Annotated in this window: 21 protein-coding genes; 5 read left to right on the top strand and 16 right to left on the bottom strand. The window is 65.5% G+C overall.

Annotated elements, in window-relative coordinates; genetic code table 11:
• Nucleotides 1-18: 18 nt before the first annotated feature.
• Genes PJB24_RS00340 through PJB24_RS00325 form a run of 4 tightly spaced genes read right to left on the bottom strand, consistent with a single transcriptional unit; the run spans nt 19 to nt 4,062 of the window.
• On the bottom strand, nt 19-831 hold the full coding sequence (locus tag PJB24_RS00340) for an endonuclease/exonuclease/phosphatase family protein (protein ID WP_273841462.1): 813 nt from the start codon (nt 829-831) through the stop codon (nt 19-21).
• Entirely contained in the window at nt 824-1,375 is a 552-nt protein-coding gene (locus PJB24_RS00335; protein WP_273841460.1) for a GrpB family protein, read from the bottom strand. Before PJB24_RS00335 ends, PJB24_RS00340 begins: the two co-directional genes overlap by 8 nt.
• Nucleotides 1,372-2,892, bottom strand: a complete 1,521-nt coding sequence (gene guaA, locus PJB24_RS00330) for a glutamine-hydrolyzing GMP synthase (RefSeq protein WP_273841459.1) — start codon at nt 2,890-2,892, stop codon at nt 1,372-1,374. Before guaA ends, PJB24_RS00335 begins: the two co-directional genes overlap by 4 nt.
• A gap of 9 nt (nt 2,893-2,901) precedes the next feature.
• Nucleotides 2,902-4,062, bottom strand: a complete 1,161-nt coding sequence (locus PJB24_RS00325) for a GuaB3 family IMP dehydrogenase-related protein (RefSeq protein WP_273841457.1) — start codon at nt 4,060-4,062, stop codon at nt 2,902-2,904.
• A gap of 193 nt (nt 4,063-4,255) precedes the next feature.
• On the opposite strand from PJB24_RS00325, the gene PJB24_RS00320 reads away from it, so the two are divergent.
• Genes PJB24_RS00320 through PJB24_RS00310 form a run of 3 tightly spaced genes read left to right on the top strand, consistent with a single transcriptional unit; the run spans nt 4,256 to nt 5,788 of the window.
• On the top strand, nt 4,256-4,993 hold the full coding sequence (locus PJB24_RS00320) for a FadR/GntR family transcriptional regulator (protein ID WP_273841455.1): 738 nt from the start codon (nt 4,256-4,258) through the stop codon (nt 4,991-4,993).
• Nucleotides 4,994-5,020: 27 nt separating this feature from the next.
• Entirely contained in the window at nt 5,021-5,281 is a 261-nt protein-coding gene (locus PJB24_RS00315; protein WP_273841453.1) for a helix-turn-helix domain-containing protein, read from the top strand.
• 3 nt (nt 5,282-5,284) lie between these two features.
• Nucleotides 5,285-5,788 (top strand): hypothetical protein, encoded by a 504-nt coding sequence (locus PJB24_RS00310; RefSeq protein ID WP_273841451.1) that lies wholly within the window; start codon nt 5,285-5,287, stop codon nt 5,786-5,788.
• A 51-nt stretch (nt 5,789-5,839) separates the two neighbouring features.
• On the opposite strand, the gene PJB24_RS00305 is transcribed toward PJB24_RS00310, so the two are convergent.
• Nucleotides 5,840-6,037, bottom strand: coding sequence for a hypothetical protein (locus PJB24_RS00305; protein ID WP_273841449.1), 198 nt, complete (start codon nt 6,035-6,037; stop codon nt 5,840-5,842).
• 229 nt (nt 6,038-6,266) lie between these two features.
• On the opposite strand from PJB24_RS00305, the gene PJB24_RS00300 reads away from it, so the two are divergent.
• Nucleotides 6,267-7,211 (top strand): quinone oxidoreductase family protein, encoded by a 945-nt coding sequence (locus PJB24_RS00300; protein WP_273841447.1) that lies wholly within the window; start codon nt 6,267-6,269, stop codon nt 7,209-7,211.
• Between the two features lie 5 nt (nt 7,212-7,216).
• On the opposite strand, the gene PJB24_RS00295 is transcribed toward PJB24_RS00300, so the two are convergent.
• The 10 genes from PJB24_RS00295 to groL form a co-directional block, all read right to left on the bottom strand.
• Nucleotides 7,217-7,933 (bottom strand): YjbE family putative metal transport protein, encoded by a 717-nt coding sequence (locus PJB24_RS00295; protein ID WP_273841445.1) that lies wholly within the window; start codon nt 7,931-7,933, stop codon nt 7,217-7,219.
• Nucleotides 7,933-8,604, bottom strand: a complete 672-nt coding sequence (locus PJB24_RS00290) for a TerC family protein (RefSeq protein ID WP_273841443.1) — start codon at nt 8,602-8,604, stop codon at nt 7,933-7,935. Before PJB24_RS00290 ends, PJB24_RS00295 begins: the two co-directional genes overlap by 1 nt.
• A gap of 156 nt (nt 8,605-8,760) precedes the next feature.
• Nucleotides 8,761-9,303, bottom strand: a complete 543-nt coding sequence (locus PJB24_RS00285) for a hypothetical protein (RefSeq protein ID WP_420541857.1) — start codon at nt 9,301-9,303, stop codon at nt 8,761-8,763.
• Between the two features lie 5 nt (nt 9,304-9,308).
• A complete protein-coding gene (locus tag PJB24_RS00280; RefSeq protein ID WP_273841439.1) occupies nt 9,309-10,874 on the bottom strand; it encodes an Nramp family divalent metal transporter in 1,566 nt (521 codons plus the stop codon).
• A 124-nt stretch (nt 10,875-10,998) separates the two neighbouring features.
• On the bottom strand, nt 10,999-12,183 hold the full coding sequence (locus PJB24_RS00275; RefSeq protein ID WP_273842030.1) for a thiamine pyrophosphate-dependent enzyme: 1,185 nt from the start codon (nt 12,181-12,183) through the stop codon (nt 10,999-11,001).
• A 33-nt stretch (nt 12,184-12,216) separates the two neighbouring features.
• A complete protein-coding gene (locus tag PJB24_RS00270) occupies nt 12,217-13,431 on the bottom strand; it encodes a pyruvate ferredoxin oxidoreductase (RefSeq protein ID WP_273841437.1) in 1,215 nt (404 codons plus the stop codon).
• On the bottom strand, nt 13,428-14,633 hold the full coding sequence (locus tag PJB24_RS00265; protein ID WP_273841435.1) for a 4Fe-4S dicluster-binding protein: 1,206 nt from the start codon (nt 14,631-14,633) through the stop codon (nt 13,428-13,430). The genes PJB24_RS00270 and PJB24_RS00265 overlap by 4 nt, the downstream gene beginning before the upstream one ends.
• A gap of 107 nt (nt 14,634-14,740) precedes the next feature.
• On the bottom strand, nt 14,741-15,052 hold the full coding sequence (locus tag PJB24_RS00260; RefSeq protein ID WP_273841433.1) for a helix-turn-helix domain-containing protein: 312 nt from the start codon (nt 15,050-15,052) through the stop codon (nt 14,741-14,743).
• Between the two features lie 31 nt (nt 15,053-15,083).
• Nucleotides 15,084-15,563, bottom strand: coding sequence for a universal stress protein (locus tag PJB24_RS00255; RefSeq protein ID WP_273841431.1), 480 nt, complete (start codon nt 15,561-15,563; stop codon nt 15,084-15,086).
• 198 nt (nt 15,564-15,761) lie between these two features.
• The gene (groL, locus tag PJB24_RS00250) at nt 15,762-17,378 is read right to left on the bottom strand and encodes a chaperonin GroEL (protein WP_273841429.1); all 1,617 of its coding nucleotides are present in this window, start codon (nt 17,376-17,378) and stop codon (nt 15,762-15,764) included.
• A gap of 123 nt (nt 17,379-17,501) precedes the next feature.
• Between groL and PJB24_RS00245 the strand changes: the two genes are divergently transcribed.
• The gene (locus tag PJB24_RS00245) at nt 17,502-17,762 is read left to right on the top strand and encodes a hypothetical protein (protein ID WP_273841427.1); all 261 of its coding nucleotides are present in this window, start codon (nt 17,502-17,504) and stop codon (nt 17,760-17,762) included.
• Between the two features lie 57 nt (nt 17,763-17,819).
• On the opposite strand, the gene PJB24_RS00240 is transcribed toward PJB24_RS00245, so the two are convergent.
• The gene (locus PJB24_RS00240; RefSeq protein ID WP_273841425.1) at nt 17,820-19,160 is read right to left on the bottom strand and encodes a S53 family peptidase; all 1,341 of its coding nucleotides are present in this window, start codon (nt 19,158-19,160) and stop codon (nt 17,820-17,822) included.
• Nucleotides 19,161-19,168 lie beyond the last annotated feature (8 nt).

The following is a 19,168-nucleotide window of genomic DNA, read 5'->3' as shown; positions in this document are numbered from 1 at the left end:
ATGCCCGCTAAAGCTGTGTTAACATGGAGTGTGACGTTCCGCCCACCGGAGCGAAATCCTGGTGAGCACCGGGTAGTGGTCGCTGGGGTAGAGGGGTGGGTCGGAATGCCGGATGACGTGGCAGGAGTGCAGGGTCCATCCGCCACGCATCAGTATCCAGTCCAGCCTGCCCTCGGCCTCCGGTCTTTTCGGGACGAAGTCCTCCCCGCGGAAGCGGTGGAAGGTATTCTGCGTGGGGTTGCCGGCCGCGCGGTGGGCGTCTGTAAATCCTGCTGCGATGAATACCCTGTAGGTCTTCGAGCCGGGGTTGCAGTTGAAGTCACCGGTGAGGAGTACGGGATCTTCCCCTGCAATTTCCCCGAGCTTCCCCACGATAAGCTCAGCACCCTTCAGCCGGGCGTTCCCGCTCCTGTGGTCGAGGTGGGTGTTGAGGTGTACGAACTCCGACCCATCCGGCAGGCAGAAGCGCACCCAGTTCGCCGAGCGCACGTGGCTGCTGCCCCAGGAGCGGGAACGCCTCTGGGGGGTTTCCGAGAGCCAGAATCCGCCCCTCTCCAGCGGATCCAGCATCCGCGGATCGTAGAAGATGGCATTGAACGCGTAGGGCCTGTGGTTCTCGTATCCCGTCCCGAGGACGCACTCGTAACCGGGGAGCCTCCGCCTGTAGACGTCCAGGTTCCCGCGCTGAAGTTCTTGAAACCCGATGAGATGCGGACCGGCGTCGCGGATCACCTCCACGTTGAGCCTGCTGCGGTTGCGCCAGGCGTTCACCCCATCCCCGCGCCGCGAGCCGCGGACGTTGAAGGTCATCACCCGGAGGACCTCAGGCACCACCCTCATCCAGCGCCCGCCGCTCGAGCGTCCGCATGAACGCGTCCTTGCCGTCCATGTAGCCGGCACGGTCGTGGCAGAACCGGTGGGCGAGTTCCATCTTCAGCTCCCCGTACTCGCGGGCGCTCTCCGGGTGAGCTCTCAGATAATCCCTGAACCGCACGTGCCGCTCCCACCAGCCGAGGTTCCGGCGCTCCACGAGGTGTATCTGGTGCGTCCTCCTGCCGTCCGGGCCGAACCGGCGGAAGTAGCGCCTCTCAGGGAGTTCCCGCTCGAACTCCGATACATACTCGTAGCCGAGCGCCTCAAGCGCCCCGATACACGCCGGGGCGTCATTGAGCGTCCCGACACCGACCATGATGTCTATGACGGGCTTCGCGGCGAGACCGGGGACTGCGGTAGAGCCGATATGCTCCACCTCCAGGGCGCGAGGGCCGAGCGCGCCCAGTATCCGCTGCCGCTCCTCCTCGAACATCCGCGGCCAGCGCGGGTCGTAGGGGACGACCTCCACCGGGTCTGTCCCGAGTGGGGTATCCCCGCTCACTCCCACTCTATCGTGCCGGGCGGCTTGCTGGTTATGTCGAGCGCCACCCGGTTCACCCCGGGCACCTCGTTTATGATGCGGTTCGAGATGCGCTCCAGGAGATCGTAGGGCAGACGGGCCCAGTCGGCGGTCATCGCATCGTCGGAGGTTACGGCCCGGATCACGATCGGGTAGGCGTAGGTGCGGGCATCGCCCATCACCCCGACCGACTGCACCGCCGGCAGAACAGCGAAGCTTTGCCAGAGTTTGCGGTAGTAGCCGGCCGCGCGGATCTCATCCTGCAAAACGGCGTCGGCCCGGCGCAGGATCTCGAGCCTCTCGGCGGTGACCTCGCCTATTATCCGGATCGCGAGCCCCGGTCCCGGGAAGGGCTGGCGCCACACCAGCCGCTCGGGCATCCCGAGCTCCTCGGCGATCACCCGGACCTCGTCCTTGAAGAGGTTGCGCAAAGGCTCGACGAGCTCGAGGTCCATCACCTCCGGCAGCCCCCCTACGTTGTGGTGGCTCTTTATCCGGGCGGCGTCGCGGGTCCCGCTCTCGATCACGTCCGAGTAGAGCGTCCCCTGCACCAGAAACCTGGCGTCCTCTATCCTACGGGCCTCCTCCTCGAAGGTGCGGATGAACTCCTCGCCGACGATCTTGCGCTTCTTCTCCGGGTCGGTGACGCCGGCGAGCCTGTCCAGAAAGCGCCGGGTGGCGTCCACGTGGATCAGAGGTATCTCGTAGTTCTCCGTGAACGCCTCCATGACCTGTTCGGCCTCGTTCTCGCGCAACAGCCCGTGGTCGACGAAGACGCAGGTCAGGTTGTCGCCGATGGCCCGGTAGACGAGCATCGCCGCGGTCGCCGAGTCTACCCCGCCGGAGAGGGCGGCTATGACCCTCGCGTCACCGACCTGCTCCCTTATCCTCTCCGTCGCCTCGGTGATGATGTTGACCGGGGTCCACTCGGCCCGGCACTCGCACGCCTCGAAGAGGAAGTTCTTGAGGATCTCCATCCCGTACTCGGTGTGCCGCACCTCGGGGTGGAACTGCACCCCGTAACGCCCCTTCGAGGTCTCCTCGAAGGCGACCACAGGCGTGGAGGAGGTCCCGGCCGTAACCTCGAAACCCTCCGGAGCACTCAAGACCGCGTCCCCGTGGCTCATCCAGACCCGCTGTCTCTCCGGGGTGTCGGCGAAGAGGACCCGGTGATCTCTCACCTCGATCTCAGAGGGGCCGTACTCCCGGATCTGGACGGCCCCCACCTTCCCGCCCATCTCGAGCGCCATGAGCTGCATCCCGTAGCAGATCCCGAGTATCGGGACACCGAGCTCGAAGAGCGCCGGGTCCACCCGCGGGGCCCCCTCTTCGTAGACGCTGCTCGGTCCCCCGGAGAGGATTATGCCCTCCGGGTCCTTGCGCTTTATCTCCTCGATCGGGGTGTCGTAGGGGACGAGCTCGGAGAAGACCCGGCACTCGCGCACCCGGCGCGCGATGAGCTGGGCGTACTGACCACCGAAGTCGAGGACGAGGATCAAGGGAAGACCCTACCTCCCCATCCCGACCCGCTGGGTACGCTGCTCGAGCTTGCCTTCGGTGGCGAGCGACGGAGCGACCATCACCTCGGCCTTCTGGAACTCCTTGATGTTCTGGTAGCCGGTGGTGGCCATGCTGGTCCTCAGAGCGCCCATGAGGTTCAGGGTGCCGTCGTTCTCGTGGGCGGGGCCGACCAGTATCTCCTTGAGTGTTCCGACGGTCTCGGTCTTTATCCGGGTGCCGCGCGGCAGGGTGGGATGGAAGGTCGCCATACCCCACGAATAGCCTCTCCCGGGCGCCTCCTCGGCCTTGGCGAAGGCGCTCCCGAGCATCACCGCGTCGGCCCCGCAGGCTATCGCCTTGGCAATCTCGCCGCCGGTGCGCATCCCGCCGTCGGCGATAACGTTGACGTACTCGCCGGTCTCCAGGTAGTGCCGCATCCGGGCCGAGGCGGCGTCGGCTATCGCGGTGGCCTGCGGCACCCCCACCCCGAGCACGCCGCGGGTGGTGCAGATGCGCCCGGGCCCGACGCCCACCAAGACGCCGACGGCCCCGGTACGCATCAGGTGCAAAGCGGTCGAGTAGCTCGCACACCCGCCGACGATCACGGGTACGCCCACCGAGGGGATGAACTCCATCAGGTTCAGCGGCTCGACCCGGCTCGAGACGTGCTCGGCCGAGACGACCGTGCCCTGTATGACGAGCACGTCGAGCCCGGCCTCGATCGCCGCCCGGTGGTACTTCTCGACCCGCTGCGGGGTGAGCGAAGCCGCGGCGATCACGCCCTGCTCCTTTATCTCCTGCACCCGCCGGAAGATTAGCTCCTCCTTTATCGGCTCCGAGTAGAGCTCCTGCATGACGCGGGTGGCCTTGGTATCGGGGAGGCTAGCTATCTCCTCGAAGACCGGGCCCGGATCTTCGTAGCGGGTCTGGATGCCCTCCAGGTTCAAAACGGCGAGCCCGCCGAGCGAACCTATGATCCCGGCGGTCTTCGGGTCGACCGCCGCGTCGAGCGCGGCGGCGAGACACGGCAGGTCGAGCCGCAGGTCGCCGAGCGTCCAGGAGATGTCTATGTCCTCGGGGTCGCGCGTCCTGCGGCTGGGTACTATCGCGATCTCGTCCAGCCCGTAGGCCCTGCGCGCGGTCTTTCCTTTCCCGATCTCAATGTCCATCAGCACAACCTTTCGCTCGGGGATACACTAAAGCCCACGGGCGGGGCAGTTCCGTGGGCCTACCGCTCTTCTCTCCGTTGGGTACCGCAAGTCCCCGCCATGCTATCCCGACACCTGCGGAGGGTCAAGAAGACTATATACCAGTATAGAACGGCAAACGGGCTCCATTACCACCGCATGATATATTACCGACGTGAGCGGAGATGTCGAAGGGGTGAACCAGACTACCGCACCCGCCAAGCGCCGCAAGCTCTACATAGAGATAGCCGCCAGGATCCGCGACTCGATCCTGAGCGGGGAGCTGAAGCCGGGCCAGCCGCTCCCTCCGGAACGGAAGCTCGCGGAGCAGTTCGACGTCGGGCGGGCGGTGATCCGGGAAGCCATCCGGCAGCTGGAGGCCGCTGGGCTGGTGGAGAGCCGTCACGGCGGCGGCAACTTCGTGCGCGAGATCACCACCGAACACCTGGTCGCCCCGATAGCCCGGATACTGCGCAGCAGGGCCCAACTGCGCGAGGAGCTGATGGACGCCCGGCTCTTCTTCGAGCCGCAGATAGCGAGAAAGGCCGCCGACCGGGCGACCGAGGAAGATCTGAGATCCCTCGAGGAGATCCTCGCCCGCCAGGAGGAGAAGGTCCGCAAGGGTGAGCCCACGGCCGACGAGGACGCAGAGTTCCACAGCCTCCTGGCCCAGGCGACCCACAACACGGTGATAGAGCAGATACTCGAGATCATAAACGACCTGCTGGAGAAGGCCTACGAACGCCCCTTCTCCGACGGCGAGCGCTCGAAGCACTCCCTGCAGGGCAACCGGGAGGTCTTCGAGGCGGTCAGGCGGCGCGACAGGGACGCGGCCCAGCGCGCGATGGCACGCCACATAGAGGACGTGGCGAGGAGCTTCAGGCCGAAGCTGGACCCCGGGGAGCGAACGTGAATCAGATCCGTCACGGGAGGTGCGGCGGTGAAGGTTGACGGAGCACTGCTGAAGGAGGCGCGAAAGAGGGCCTCCCTCTCCAGGGAGGAGCTGGCCGACGCCATATGCCTGAACCCCGGCGTGGTTGTCGGGCTGGAGGCCACCCCCCGCACGGAGGTGAAGGACAGCGTCACGCAGAGCCTGGCGGAGGCCCTCGGCATCGAGGCCCAGACCCTCACCACCCACCCCTCTCCCCCACCACCGGTGGACCCGGACCTGAGACCAGAGGACCTGGGCTACGAGATCTGAGCCATGCTCGAGGGACGCAGGGTGTCGCTCGGAGAGATGGACGACGAGACCCTGGAAGAGCTCCGCTCCCGGATAACCGAGTACTTCGAGACCTTCTACGCCGAACTGCGCCGCCGTCTCCACGACCACGAGCTCGACCTCCCACATCCCCTCCCGAAACACCTGCGGGGGTACAGGAGGGTCGTGAGCGTCCTCGGGAAAGACGGCATCGTCATAACCCACTGGCCCGCACCCCGCGACTCCTTCGATTTCCACATCTCCCCCGATAAAACCGCCGCGGACCTCGTCGCCGAGGAGTGCGCGGGGGAACACATACTCGAATACCCACCGGGTAGCGACTTCGGCACCTGCGAACTCGACGAACCCCTAAGGCTCACCGTCGGAGATCAGGTGGTGTGGACCTCCCCCTGGACGCGCCTGGAGGTCTCCAGCCGTCTCGACGCCTGGAGCAACCCGGACCGCGCCCGCAAAACGGCAGAGGCAGTCATCGCCTCCATAAAACGTTGAAAAAGGCGGGGCAAGGCGCCCCGCCAGCGATCGCCCGAGAGAAAAAGGGGGTTACCCCTTCTTCAACTGACGGACCAGCTCCCTGAACTCCTGCTCGTAGTACGCCTTCTCCGAGCTCTCCTCGTCGGGAACGTCCGCGAGCCGCGCCCCCCGCCCCCTCCCGAGCCCACGGCTCGTGCCACGGAACATCTGCGCGCTCGGGGAGAACCTCTCGAAAAAGCGAACCAGGCGCGAACCGGTCTTGTTCATCTTTACCTCCTTTTCTCCCAATTGGTATTACCAGTACTGGATTGTAACAGCGTGCAACCATACTGCCGTTAATTGCTTCACAAATAACAGTTTGAAGCGCGATAGATCCTGGGGATAGGTCATCTGGCATGCTTGAAGAGGTGTGGTTCCGGTGATGAATTTCCCCGAGTGGGATGGAAGGAAAGCACCGGGAAGCGACCGGCATGGTTCATCGGGAGAAGGAGGTTCTGTGAGCACGAAGGAAGCGCGTGCCGTGGGCATCACGGCGCCCGGTGGTCCCGAGGTACTCGAGGTCGTACGGCGGGAGGTACGCGATCCCGGCCCCGGAGAGGTTCGGATCGCGGTCCGGGCGGCGGCGGTGAACCCGACGGACATCGGGCTCCGGCAGAGGGGCGTTGAAGATGTCCCTCCGCCCTGGACGCCGGGGATGGACGCGGCCGGGACGGTCGAGGCGGTAGGAGAGGGGGTCGACCGATTCGAGGTCGGGGAGGAGGTGATGGCCGCGGTCAACCCGCGAAGACCCGAGGGCGGGGCGCAGGCGGAGTTCATCGTGGTTCCGGCGGCCTCCGTGGTGCCGATCCCGGAGGGTGCCACGCTGCAGCAGGCCTCGACCCTGCCGATGAACGGGCTCACGGCCAGGCTGGGGCTCGAGACCCTCGCGCTCGAACCCGGGCAGACGCTCGCGGTGACGGGCGGGGCTGGGCTCCTCGCCTCCTACGTCATCGGGCTCGCAAAGGAGGCGGGCCTGCGGATCATCGCGGACGCCAGGCCGGAAGACGAAGATCTGGTCAGGTCATACGGGGCGGACGTGGTCGTCCCGCGCGGGGAGGACTTCGCCACGGCGGTACGGGAGGTGGCGCCCGAAGGGGCCGACGGCCTCTTCGACACCGCGCTGCTGCACGAGCGGGCGATTGGGGCCGTCCGCGATAGTGGAGGCATGATCACGGTTCGCGGCTGGCGTCCGGAGCAGCCGGAGCGAGGGATCCGGGTGGAGCCGGTGATGGTCTTCAGGGTACTCGAGCGGACGGACTGGCTGGAGGAGCTGCGTCGTCTCGCCTCGAAGGGCAGGCTGAGGCTGCGCGTCGCCGGCGAGTACCCGCCGGAGGAGGCGGCCGAAGCCCAGCGCGTGATGGACGCCGGTGGCCTGCGGGGCCGGGTGGTCATCGTCTTCTGAGGAGATCACGCACTACCCCTGCCGCGTCGCACGAGCCAGCTGGAGGCGACGAAGAACGCGGCGGCGGCCAGCCCGATGGCATCCTCAAGGCGTGCGGGAACGTCGACGAGGGCCCGGATCGCGCTGTCGTCCAGGAACATCCCGGCGGCGACCCAGACCAGAAGGCCCGTCCCGGCGTAGATCAGCCAGGTCCACCGCTCCAGCAGAGAGGTAAGGAAGGAGCTGCCCCAGACCACGAGCGGCACGGTCATCGCCACCCCGACCCCGAGCAGCCACAGGTTGCCCCCGGAGACCCCGATCAGGGCCAGAACGTTGTCGAGGGACATCACCGCATCGGCGAGAATTATGATCTTCACGGCCCCGAGAACGCTGCTTCCGGCCCTTACCTCGCTTACACCGGGGTCGTCGCCGGAGAGGTTCCAGGCGATCCAGAGCAGAAGCAGCGCGCCCGCCGCCTGCAGGAAGGGGAGCTCGAGGAGCAGGGAGATGAAGCCGGCGAACAGGATCCTCAGGCCTACGGCGCCGGCGGAACCGTACACGATGGCCCGGCGCCGCTGCCGGTCCTTGAGGGTTCGCGCTGCGAGAGCGATGACCACCGCGTTGTCTCCCGAGAGGATCAGGTTGACCAGGAGTATGCCCGGCAGCCGGGCCAGCACTCCCCAATCCGCGAGGAGCCCGGAGGCGTCGAGGAGGTCTTCTACTGCAACCCGCGGGCCAGCCATCACGGCTCCCGACGGTCGTCGTCCCGCTGCAGTGGATATCGCCTGCTTCTGGCCCACAGCCAGCAGAAGAGCACGAAGGCGGCGGTGATCGCCGCCTCTATCGGGTCCTCGAAGCCGCGCACCGAGGCGGCGAACCTCTGCACAGAGTCGTCGCTGAAGATCATACCGATTGCCACCCACCCGAGCAGCGCGGCCCCGGCGTAGACGAGCCAGCCCCAGCGCTCCAGCACCCGGATGAGGAGCCGGCTCCCCCAGAAGACAACCGGCACGGTGGAGGCCAGCCCCACCCCGAGCAGCCAGAGGTTGCCTCCGGAGACCCCGATCAGGGCAAGAACGTTGTCGAGGGACATCAAGACGTCGGCCACCACTATTATCCTTATGGCCTGCCAGATACTCTCTCCGCCCTGGACCTTCGGGTTTTCGGCTTCCCCTTCCCCCTGGATGAGTTTCCAGGCTATGTAGAAGAGCAAAAAGCCCCCCGCGACGCGGAAGTAGGGTATCTGCAGCAGCAGGGTGACAACCGAGGCGAACACGAGCAGCAAGAAGACGGCCCCGGCCGCCCCCCAAAAGATGGCTCTCTTGCGTTCTCGTCTTTTCAGCCTCCCCGCTGCCAGAGCGATCACCACCGCGTTGTCTCCGGAGAGCATAACAGCGGTGAAGATTACGCCCAAAAGCCTGGCCAGAAGCGGTACGAAAGCCGTTATCTAGACCACCCTCCTTTTCCCTGCGTCCCGTGCAGAAAGACACAAAATGCCGGCTCATCCAGCATATCTCGATCGTGGAGGTTCCCGGGCGCCGCTGGAAGATCTCCCTAAGGAGACCTTTCCTTAAGTCTTGTTTCGCCTTCGACCTCTAGAATGCCGCCTGATGTCCCCGGAAGATCCGGCAGCACTTCCCACAAGCTGCCGCACGTATCTCATGGCCACGGGGTTGTGCTCCGCTATCCTCGGCCACCACCACAAGGCCAGGATCTCGTGTATCCACAGGAAGCCTATACCGTAGCCCGCACCGAGCAGGGCCTGGTAGCCGAGAAAGGGCAAGAACCCGTCCGGGAAGACCCTTCCCCCGCCGAAGCCGGTCCCTCCCCAGAGGACGAGCTGCTGCACCACCCGGGCCGCCGGGAAGCCGAGCGTCCAGAACAGCATCGCGGGGGCAACCCCGGCAAGGCGTATCCGTCCCGCCGCCAGGAGCCGGTCGTAGAGGGCGCCGAGCAGCACCAGCGGCACGCAGAGACCGAGCGTGTCGAGGGCAACGAGAGCGGGGGACAGGCCGCCGTAGACGGCCAGTCCCCCCACCATGAGTCCCGTAACCAGTCCGACCACCATGCCGGGGAAGGCGAGTTCCCACGCCCTGCGCGTCGGCAGACGCATCGCGATCAACCCACCACCACCCCGAAACGGAACAGGCTGTAGAACAGCATGCCCAGGTAGAAGATCGCCCCGGCCGCCAGTATGACGTTGACGATCATGTTCGGGCGGATCCTCTTCGGAAGCAGCAGGTTGTTGGTGAACAGCAGCAGGATGCAGTAGGCACCCATCGCGAACGTCGAGAGGAACGCCAGGATGTCGAGCACGGAGGCCGGGCCATCCGCGGGGCCGAACAGCAGGACCAGTATGCCGAAGGCCATCACCCCGTAGAGGAAGCCGAAGTACAGCTTGTTCATGCTGAAGCGGCGCGCTCCCGGGATGAAGTAGTAGGTCATGTCCGACTGGCCGCGGGCGAAGGCGTCGAAGATCCCGAAGGTCCCCTTCCAGCCGACGATCGCAATGAAGCCCAGGTAGACGAGCTTGAGCACCGTGCCGCCGGCGCTCTTGTACGCCGCCGCGATGGCCGAGATCGCCGCCGTCTCGTCACCGCCCTTGATCACGCCGATCACGTGGGGGTTGATCTGACCGGCGGCCTGAGCCAGGATCGTGAAGACGATGGTCACGAGCATCGTTATGCCCCAGAAAAGCAGGATGGCGTCGAAGCTCACCCACCGCCTCCAGTCGCGCCACTTGCGCATCTCGTCCCGATCCTCGGTGTCGAACATGAACCCCCGCGAGGGCATGGTCTCCTCTTCCTCGTCCAGGTGGATGAGGCCCTTGATCCTGGGGATGTGCGCCCCCATACCCGCGCCCTTGTCGCGCAGCCAGAGCGTGTACCACATCTGCTGCATGCCCGAAGGACCGGCGAAAGCTATAGAACCGACGATCACCGGGAACCACGCCGCGCTCATCGCCGCCTTGGGCATGTACCCGAAGGAGACCAGCCCGTAGAGCGTGGCCCACAGCTGGTGCCAGGTCCCCACGATCCCGGCGACTATAACCGAACCTATCACCAGAAGCCCGATCAGGACGGAGAGCACGGCCTCGAGTATGCTGTAGACGTATTTGGCCACCGTGTAGATGACCCCCATGATGATTATCCCCACTATGGCCGTGCCGAGCCATCCTATCCCGGTCATGTACTCGAAGGCCTGGGCGCCCAGCGAGACGTGCCCCGGCCAGATGTACACCAGGATCGCCACCGCGAAGAAGAACCACATGAACGGCTTGGCTATCCGCGCCGCCCCGAAGAAGATACTCTCGCCAGTCGCCATCGCGTAACGGGCCATCTCGAGCATCACCACGGCCTGCAACGAAACCCCGATCAAAAACAGCCACCGGATCTGCGGCCCGAAGATTATGACGAGCCGTGGCCACATGAAGGTCTCGCCGAGCCCCACACCGAGCGCCACCAGGACCATCGCCGGTCCGAAGAGGTGCAACGCCACCGGTGCCTCCGGGAGCCTCCGGATCGGCATCGGCTCTCCGCGTCCGGGGTCCCAGTACCTTTCCTCTGTTCCTCGCACCTCCCCCGCTGGCGCCTCGGGTGTCCCCTCCACGCGATGAGCCTGGCTGTGAAGCCGCCCCTCCCTGTAGTTGGCGGCAGAAGCGCCCTCGTCGCTGTCAGCCGGCATCGCTTCTCACTCCTCCTTTGCCTCGACGGGGAGAGCCTCCACCCTCCCCGTGGTTTTTTCACCGCTCCCGGTTACCAACCCCGCTACCCAGACATCACCTCCTCTCCCGTAGAATCTCTCCACCCTAGTGCCCGGTGGACGGCAGGGCGTTCGGGTATTCGTCTAGCCGGTTGTCATCACGCCAGGGCTCGCTCGGGGCGTCGGAGACACCCTCGTACTGCTCATGGGCGTGTCCTGGCTCCCCGGTCCACGAGGCGTTCACCCGCTCGACGTTTTTGTTCCTCACCCTCGGCTCCGAACCGGTTATGTTTATGGGCCCGCCGTAGCTGAAGGCGACGACGCACGGGATGATCCACTGCTCCCACATCTCGTCGACCTTCTTCTGGAAGTAGGCGTAGTCCTGGTTCTTGAAGTGGGCGAAGCGCCCCTGCTTCTCCAGGTACTCGCGCACCGGCTTGCGGCGCCGCCGGCCCGTGGCTATCTGTTTGGTTATCCCGGTGAACTCCAGCACCCCGTCCTTGATCTCGTAGAGCGGGTAGATGCCGGTCTCGAGCGCGAGCTTGCCGAGCTCGACGGAGTGCTCGGGGTCGTAGTGCCAGCCCTTCGGGCACGGGTCGAGCACGTGGATGTAGGTCGGCCCCCCCGCGCGCAGGGCCGCCCGCACCTTGTCCATCATGTCGACCGGCATCGCCGGGGTCCCGGAGGCTATGTACCTGGTGTCGGGGTGCCCGGCGGCGAGCATGCCGGGGACGTTCTTCTTCCACCGACGCTGCATGATGCGGTGCTTCTTTCCGGGCGGGCTGAAGGTGGTCACCGCCCCCCAAGGCGTCTGCCCCGAGGTCTGGATGTCGGTGTTGGCGTAGGACTCGTTGTCGTAGAGGAAGATCAGGAGGTTGTACTCGATGTCGGTGAGCGCGGCGCTTATGGCCGAGAGCCCCATGTCGGCCCCGCCGCCGTCGCCGCAGAACGCGATCACGTTTATGGGCTCGTCCTTGATCTTGCCCTTGCGCATCAGCGCCTTGAGCCCGGCCGCGGTCCCGACCGCCGCGGAGCCGGCGGCCCCGAGCTGGGTGTGCATCCAGGGCACGACCCAGGGGGTGGTCATGTAGGTGGTGTTGGCCACGTACATGCACCCGGTCGAGCCGAGCACGATCGTGCGCGGGCCGGCCGCCTTGGCCATCAGCCGCATCGGCAGCGAGGAGAGACACCCCTGGCATGTCCTGTGCCCGGACTCGAAGTACTCCTCCACCGGTGCTTTCTTTATCGACCTTATGGGGTCGAGCTTGAGAACCCGTCCCGGTGTCTCCACGGTCAAGGGGAAGACCTCCTTCCTGCGTTGCCTCTACTCGCGCACCCCGATCCAGCTTACGGTGGGGACATCCTCTCCCCGCGCGGCGCGTCGGGTGATCTCGGCCATCTCGTCCATCATCTCGGGGGTGAGCTCACGCCCGCCCAGACCACCGATGAAGTCGACCAGCCGGGGTCTCCTCTCGGCGTCGTAGAGCGCGGCCCGCAGATCGGTGAAGAGCACCCCGCCCTGCTGCGGGGAGCCGTAGGAGTAGTCGCGGTCTATGACGCCCACCGCCCGGAAACGGCCGAGCGACTCGGCGAGCTCCTCGTCGGGGAAGGGCCTGAACCACTTCAGCCGGATGAAGCCGACCTTCTCGCCGCGCCCGCGCAGCCTGCGCACCATGACCTTGGCCGGAAGGCCCAGGGATCCCATCCCGAGGAGCACGTACTCCGCATCCTCGGTCATGTACTCCTCGAAGAACGGGTTGTCCCCACCCCGCCCGAAGAGCCGCCTGAAGTCGTCGTGCGCCTCCCGGATCACACCCTTCACCCTCCTCGCGGCCTCGTCGGTCTGCTTGCGGATCTCCATGACCCAGTCCTCGTTGGCCTGCGGGGCTATCGTGATCGGGTTGTCCGGGTGCAGCAGCCGGTCCCCCAGGTCGTAGGGCGGCAGGAACTCGTTGACGGTCTCCTGGTCGGGGATCTCGATCAGGGTCTGGGAGTGGGTGATGAACGCCCCGTCGACGCAGATCCCGACCGGGAACGAGACCCTCCTGTCCTCCCCGACCCGGTAGGCCATGAGCGTCGCATCGAAGCACTCCTGCGCATCCTCGACCCAGAAGAGCAGCCACCCCAGATCCCGCACGACCATCGCGTCGTTGTGCTCGACCCCGAACGCCCCGGGGTCGTCGAGCGCCCGGTTGCCGATCATCGCCACCACCGGGAGCCGGAGCGACGGTGTGACCGCGAGTGACTCCATCGCATACATCCAGCCGACCCCGGAAGACCCCACGAACACCCGGCTGCCGACGGCGGAGGCATGTTTGCAGATCTCGAACTGCGAGTGCTCCCCCTCGGCCACGATGTACTCGCACTCGAGCTCGCCGTCGGCGATGAGCTTGGCCACCGCCTGCATCACGCCGTCGTAGGGCCGGATGGGATACGCGGCCGTCACGTCCACGTCGGCCAGCTTGACGGCCTGCGCCACCGCCTGAGTCCCCGTGGTCAGCTTCTCGATCTGCCGGCCCCTGGGCCGCGCAACGGTCATCCTCTCTCCTCCTCTCTCGAACGCTCCGCAGTTCCGCCGTCCACCGGAGCCCAAACGTCGGTGTTGAAGTAACCGCTGTGCCTGACCCTCCCCCTGGCTATCTTCTCCTCCCTCCACTCGCGGTAGCCCTCCGGATCCTCCTTCCACTTCGGGAAGACGTCCTGGTTGCCCTCCTCGATGAACTCCAGGTCGTTGACCATCACGATGCAGTCCTCCACCGGACAGACCTGCGAACACAACCCGCATCCGGTGCAGTAGTCGTAGTTGACCGGGAAATATCCCTCCTCGGTCACGTCGAAGGCCTCATCCGGGCAGTCGAGCCAGCACTGCCGGCACTTGATGCACGCGTCGAAATCGACCAGCGGACGCATGGTCCTGTCCGAAGAGGTCTTGTAGTCGGGGTTGCGCTCGCCAGGCTTGCACGCCTCGACGATTATCGCTTCCCGCATCTCGCGGTAGCCGGGCAGCCTCACCGGCTCGTAGTCGTCCTCCTTGCCTTCGCCGGATGCGACCTCGTAGACCCTCACCTCCTCGTAACCGCTGCGCAGAGCCTCAAGATGCTCATCCCCGAGCTTCTCGTCCTCCTCGACCACCTCCTCGACGGCCTCGAGCTCGAAGATGTCCGGCCTCACCTTCGCTATAGCCCCGAGCACCCGCATGTCCGTCCCGTCGTCCCGGTAGACCCAGAGCCCGCCCATGCTGGGCGTGCCCGGCAGGATCGCCAGCGTCCAGGGCCAGGGCTTGCGCGGGATCACCCGGAGCAACTCCTCCGCCGACCGGTGCGACACGACGATCAGCGTCCCCCCACGCCGCAGCCGCAGGTTTATCGGCTGCCGCCCGTAGAACGCCCACGACTCCACCCCGTCGCACAGCGTGTCGTCGAGCACCGTGATCACGTCAAGCTCACCCGGCTCGTACTTCGCCAGATGCTCCTGCAACCGCTCCTCGTCCGGCGCGATCACCGCGAACTGCTTCGCCGGAACCCCATTGCGCTCCGGAGAGTCGCTGTAACGCTGGATCGTGGAACCCAGCCACTCACGCCTGCGGTTGGCCATCACCACGTGCTTGCACAGGTTCGCCGCGAGCGTCTTCTGGAAGATCCCGCGATACGTGAACTCCACGCTCTTGGCTTCCTCGAGTACCTCCGTCGAAGCCCTCCCCTCCAAGGCCTCCGCGGCAGCACCGGGTTCCCTTCCAGCCACCTCAGTCATCCTCTCTCCTTCCCTTTTTGGCAATACCATTTGGTATGACCAAATTTCGGAGCGAATGTTATCATCGTTTCCGGTCGAGGTCAACATCTTTTGGGGGTTCAGTTCCGAGGGGGGCGGAGCAGGGAGTCGGGTGAGAACAGGGGCGCAGCGGTGGGCTTCTCTGCGAGGAGGACATCCTCGGGTGGGTCGGGATAGGCGGTGAGCTCAGAGAGCCCAACGCCGAGCGCCGCGGCAATCCTGCGGCCTATGGTTTCGAGGACGTGCACCCTGGGCTGGCGTTCGAGCTCCTCTATGAGCCGGACGCCGTCCGGGTTGTAAGGGCCGGTGGCGCGGGAGAGATCTTCACGCGAGAGTCCCCTCTCCTCGCGCAGTCTACGCAACCTCGCGCCATCGATGAGATAAAGGTTCACCGCTGATCACCGCCTTTCTCGGATCCCGGGGTCACACCCTCTCTCCGACACCCTCCTTCCGGTCCATCCCGATCGTCTTCTCATCCATGCAGGGCAGGACCAGGACCGGACAGGGAGCGCAGGCGAGTACCCTGTGGGTCGTGGAGCCGGGGCGGAAACGGTGTCTGAGCCCCCTGCCGTGACGTCCCAGGACCACGAGATCGAACCTCCCCTCATTTAGGAGGCGCAGTATGACGCCGGCCGGACTCCCACCGCAGACTTCCAGACTCTCCACGCGCACCCCGCACCCCTCCAGAGCCTCGCGGATCCGCGACCGGACCTCCTCCAGGTGCTCCTCGAAGACCTCGCGCGGGGTCTCGCCCAGGATCTGGGTCTGCAGAGCCGGCGGCGGCTCCTGGACGCACAGCACGTGAACCTCCGCCCCCAGCAGCTCCGCCAGCTCGACACCCCGTTCCAGAACCCCGTGGTTGAACTCACATCCGTCTACGGCAACAAGAACCCTGCGATACAAGAGATATCCCCCACCCCTCGTCATGCCCCCAGAGTAGACATCCCACAAGAGCCACTCTGGAAGGTTCTCATCCTCCTTCTCCCAAAGGTATGACCACTGTGAATGATAGGGTCACGTGAGAAGAATGTCAAGAGAAGCACAAAGAAAGAAGGCGGCCCCTGATGGGGCCGCCCTGCAGGATCCGGCTGTGTCAGCCGGTTACATCATCCCGCCGCCGGGCATGGCGGGCTGCTGCTCCTCCTCGGGCTCGGCGACGACCACGTCGGTGGTGACGATGAGGCTACCGATGGAGGCTGCGTTCTGCAGCGCCGAGCGGGTGACCATGGCGGGGTCGATGATCCCGGCCTTCACCAGGTCCTCGTACTCGCCGGTGAGGGCGTTGAACCCGATGGAGTCGCTCTGGGCACGCACCTTGTCGACCACGATCGAGCCGTCGGCGCCGGCGTTCTCCGCGATCTGGCGGATGGGCTCCTCAAGCGCCCGGTAGACGATCCTGGCGCCGGTCCGCTCGTCGCCCTCGAGCTCGTCGAGCAGCTTCTCGACCTTCTCCTGAGCTTTCAGGAGCGCCACCCCGCCGCCGGGGACGATGCCCTCCTCAAGAGCAGCCCGGGTAGCCGAGAGCGCATCCTCGACCCGGTGCTTCTTCTCCTTGAGCTCGGTCTCGGTCGCCGCACCGACCTTGATGACCGCCACGCCGCCGGCCAGCTTGGCGAGCCGCTCCTGCAGCTTCTCGCGGTCGAAGTCGGAGTCGGTCGTCTCGATCTCGCTCTTTATCTGGTTGATGCGGCCCTTGATCTGCTCGGGGTCACCCGCGCCGTCGACGATGGTGGTGTCGTCCTTGGTGATGACGACCCTGCGGGCACGGCCGAGCTGGCTGAGCTGGGTGTTCTCCAGCTTGAGCCCAAGCTCCTCGGTGATGACCTCGCCGCCCGTGAGGATGGCGATGTCCTCCAGCATCCTCTTGCGCCTGTCGCCGAAGCCCGGGGCCTTGACCGCAGCCGCGTTGAACGTCCCGCGCAGCTTGTTGACGATCAGGGTCGCGAGCGCCTCACCCTCGACGTCCTCGGCGATGATCAAAAGCGGCCTGCTCGCCTGCATCACCTGGTTGAGGATCGGCAAGAGATCCTGGACGTTGCTGATCTTCTGGTTGGCGATCAGGATGTAGGGGTCGTCCAGGACCGCCTCCATCCGGTCCTGGTCGGTGACGAAGTACGGCGAGAGGTAGCCCTTGTCGAACTGCATCCCCTCGGTGAACTCCAGCTCCATCCCGAGGGTCTGCCCCTCCTCGACGTTGACCACCCCGTCCTTGCCAACCTTGTCGATCGCCTCGGCGATGACGTTGCCGACCTCCTCGCTGCGCGCGGAGATCGCGCCGACACGCGAGATCTCGTCCTTGCCCGAGATCTCCACGGCCTGCTCCTTTATCGCCTCCACCGCAGCGTCGACGGCCTTTTCGATCCCGCTCCGGAGGATCACCGGGTTCGCGCCCGCCGCCACGTTCTTCAGGCCCTCGCGCACGATGACCTGCGCCAGAACCGTCGCCGTGGTAGTCCCGTCACCGGCGACGTCGTTGGTCTTGGTCGCAACCTCCTTGACCAGCTGGGCCGCCTGGTTCTCGAAGATGTCCTCGAGCTCGATCTCGCGCGCGATCGTCACGCCGTCGTTGGTGATCGTCGGCGAGCCGAACTTCTTGTCCAGAACTACGTACTGCCCCTTCGGACCGAGCGTCACCTTGACCGCGTCGGCCAGCTTGTTCACCCCGGCCTCGAGAGCCCTCCTCGCTTCGGTGTCAAACTTTAGCTCTTTGTGCGCCACTCCACGTACCTCCTCTGATAAACTCACGCTCCGGAGCCTACATGCTTTGGCACTCTACCGGGTAGAGTGCCGACGCCAGAAGTATATTCCGCAGAAGGTTGGAATTCAATCCATGAACAGACGATGAACGGCGCGAGCATCTTCCGCCCGGAGCGAATCCCGAGCCTGAGCCGGCTGCCGAAGGAGATAGGCCGGCAAGAGCGATTCTGCGAGCGCTGCTCGAAGGCGACGGAGCACATAATCTACGTGGTGCCCAGGAAGGTTGCCGTCTTCCTGTACACGAGGGACCACCCCGAGAACGTACACGCCACCTGTGTGGAGTGCGCGCGGAGCGTGATCCTGCGTGGGGAGGAGAGGGAACAGGCGCTGGGGAGATCAGAATAATAAAAGCCGAGGGGACGAGAGATTCCCCGCCCCCTTTCGGCGTGCCCTCATGCCAGCCTAGCGCGAGAGGTTGCGGATAAGGGTGGAAGCCTTCGGCGTGCCGAGGCCGGTCGGCAGATCGTAGCCGCGCTTCGCGGCGTACCCGCCGCCGTAGAAGGCATTCTGACCGCGGGTGATGTCGTGGAAGCTCGCCCGGTAGGTGGCTCCGTTCTTCGCGAGGGCGTAGAGCCTGGGGTTCAAGAACCCGAGCGGCCTTCCGGCGGCCTGGTTCGCGAGCGCCCCGATGCCGGCCCACTGCGGAGCCCCGGAGCTGGTGCCGCCGAAGAAATAGAAGCCCTCGGGGATGCCGGGGATGCTCAGGTACACCAACACGCTGGTGTACACCGAGGCGTCGTAGCCCACATCTGAGGTCGTGCGGTGGTGCGTGGGCTGAAAACCTTCCTGGTAGGCGGGTTTCTTGAACACCCGGCTCGCGGCGCCGCCGGTCGCCCCGAAGATCCCCTGGCTGCATCCGAACGGACACAGCCCGGGATCCGAGTCGTTCCAGACCGTCTCCCGCCGGTAAACCCCGCGGTCGCCCGCGAACAGGTTGGTCCCGCCGACGGCCGTCACAAGCGGGTCGGAGGCCGGGTAGAGCGCGTTGGGTTTTCTGAAACCGTTGCCCGCCCCCGAATCACCAGCAGAGGCGAAGACGCTTATGTGCTGCGCGCGGGCGTTCACGTAACCGTTGTGCGAGAGCCTGAGCTGAACGTTGCTGTTCACGCTCTTGATCGCAGCCTCCGGCGTACCGTAGCTCTGCGACCAGACGTGTCCCAGACCACGCCCCAGCGCCCAGGTCTGGGCGTAGTTGAACGCCAGATCCGAGTTGTTGCGGGCTATCACCAGGTTGATCCTGGCCTTCGGCGCTATGGCGTGCGCCCACTGGGTGTCGAGCGCTATCTCCTGCGCCCACCCCTGCTGGTTGAGGTTTCTGGGGTCGAACTTCGGTCTGCCCTGAGGATAGTAGATGTGCAGATCGGGCTTGGGGAGACCGAAAGTCTCGCTGAAGGTCTCGAGATCCCGTCTTACGGAGGGACTCCCATACGCGTCGAAGATGACGATCGACTGCCCATTTCCCTCGAGCGAGGACGGGATGTCGTACGCCCGTCTGATCTGCTGCGGTGAATAGCAGGCCACCCCGTAGCGGGCCACGCACTCGGACGGGGTGTACGGGAAAGCCTGAGCGTTCGCCGCGAAAGCATACCTCTTCGGCGGGTGAGCCTGGTACCTCCATGGCTCGTTGACCATCCTGCGTGCTGCAGCGTCCCTGGCTCCGACGACGCCGACGGACAATACAGCCGCCAGAAACGCTAGCATGAGGCAGGCGAAAACCCGCCTCGGGAAGCTTTTACCCTTCATGTTTTGCA

The sequence above is a fragment of the Rubrobacter calidifluminis genome (assembly GCF_028617075.1).
In the GTDB taxonomy this organism is placed as follows: Bacteria; Actinomycetota; Rubrobacteria; order Rubrobacterales; family Rubrobacteraceae; genus Rubrobacter_E; species Rubrobacter_E calidifluminis.
Note: the sequence above shows the minus strand (reverse complement) of the source record. Positions and strands in the feature narration are given on the sequence as shown.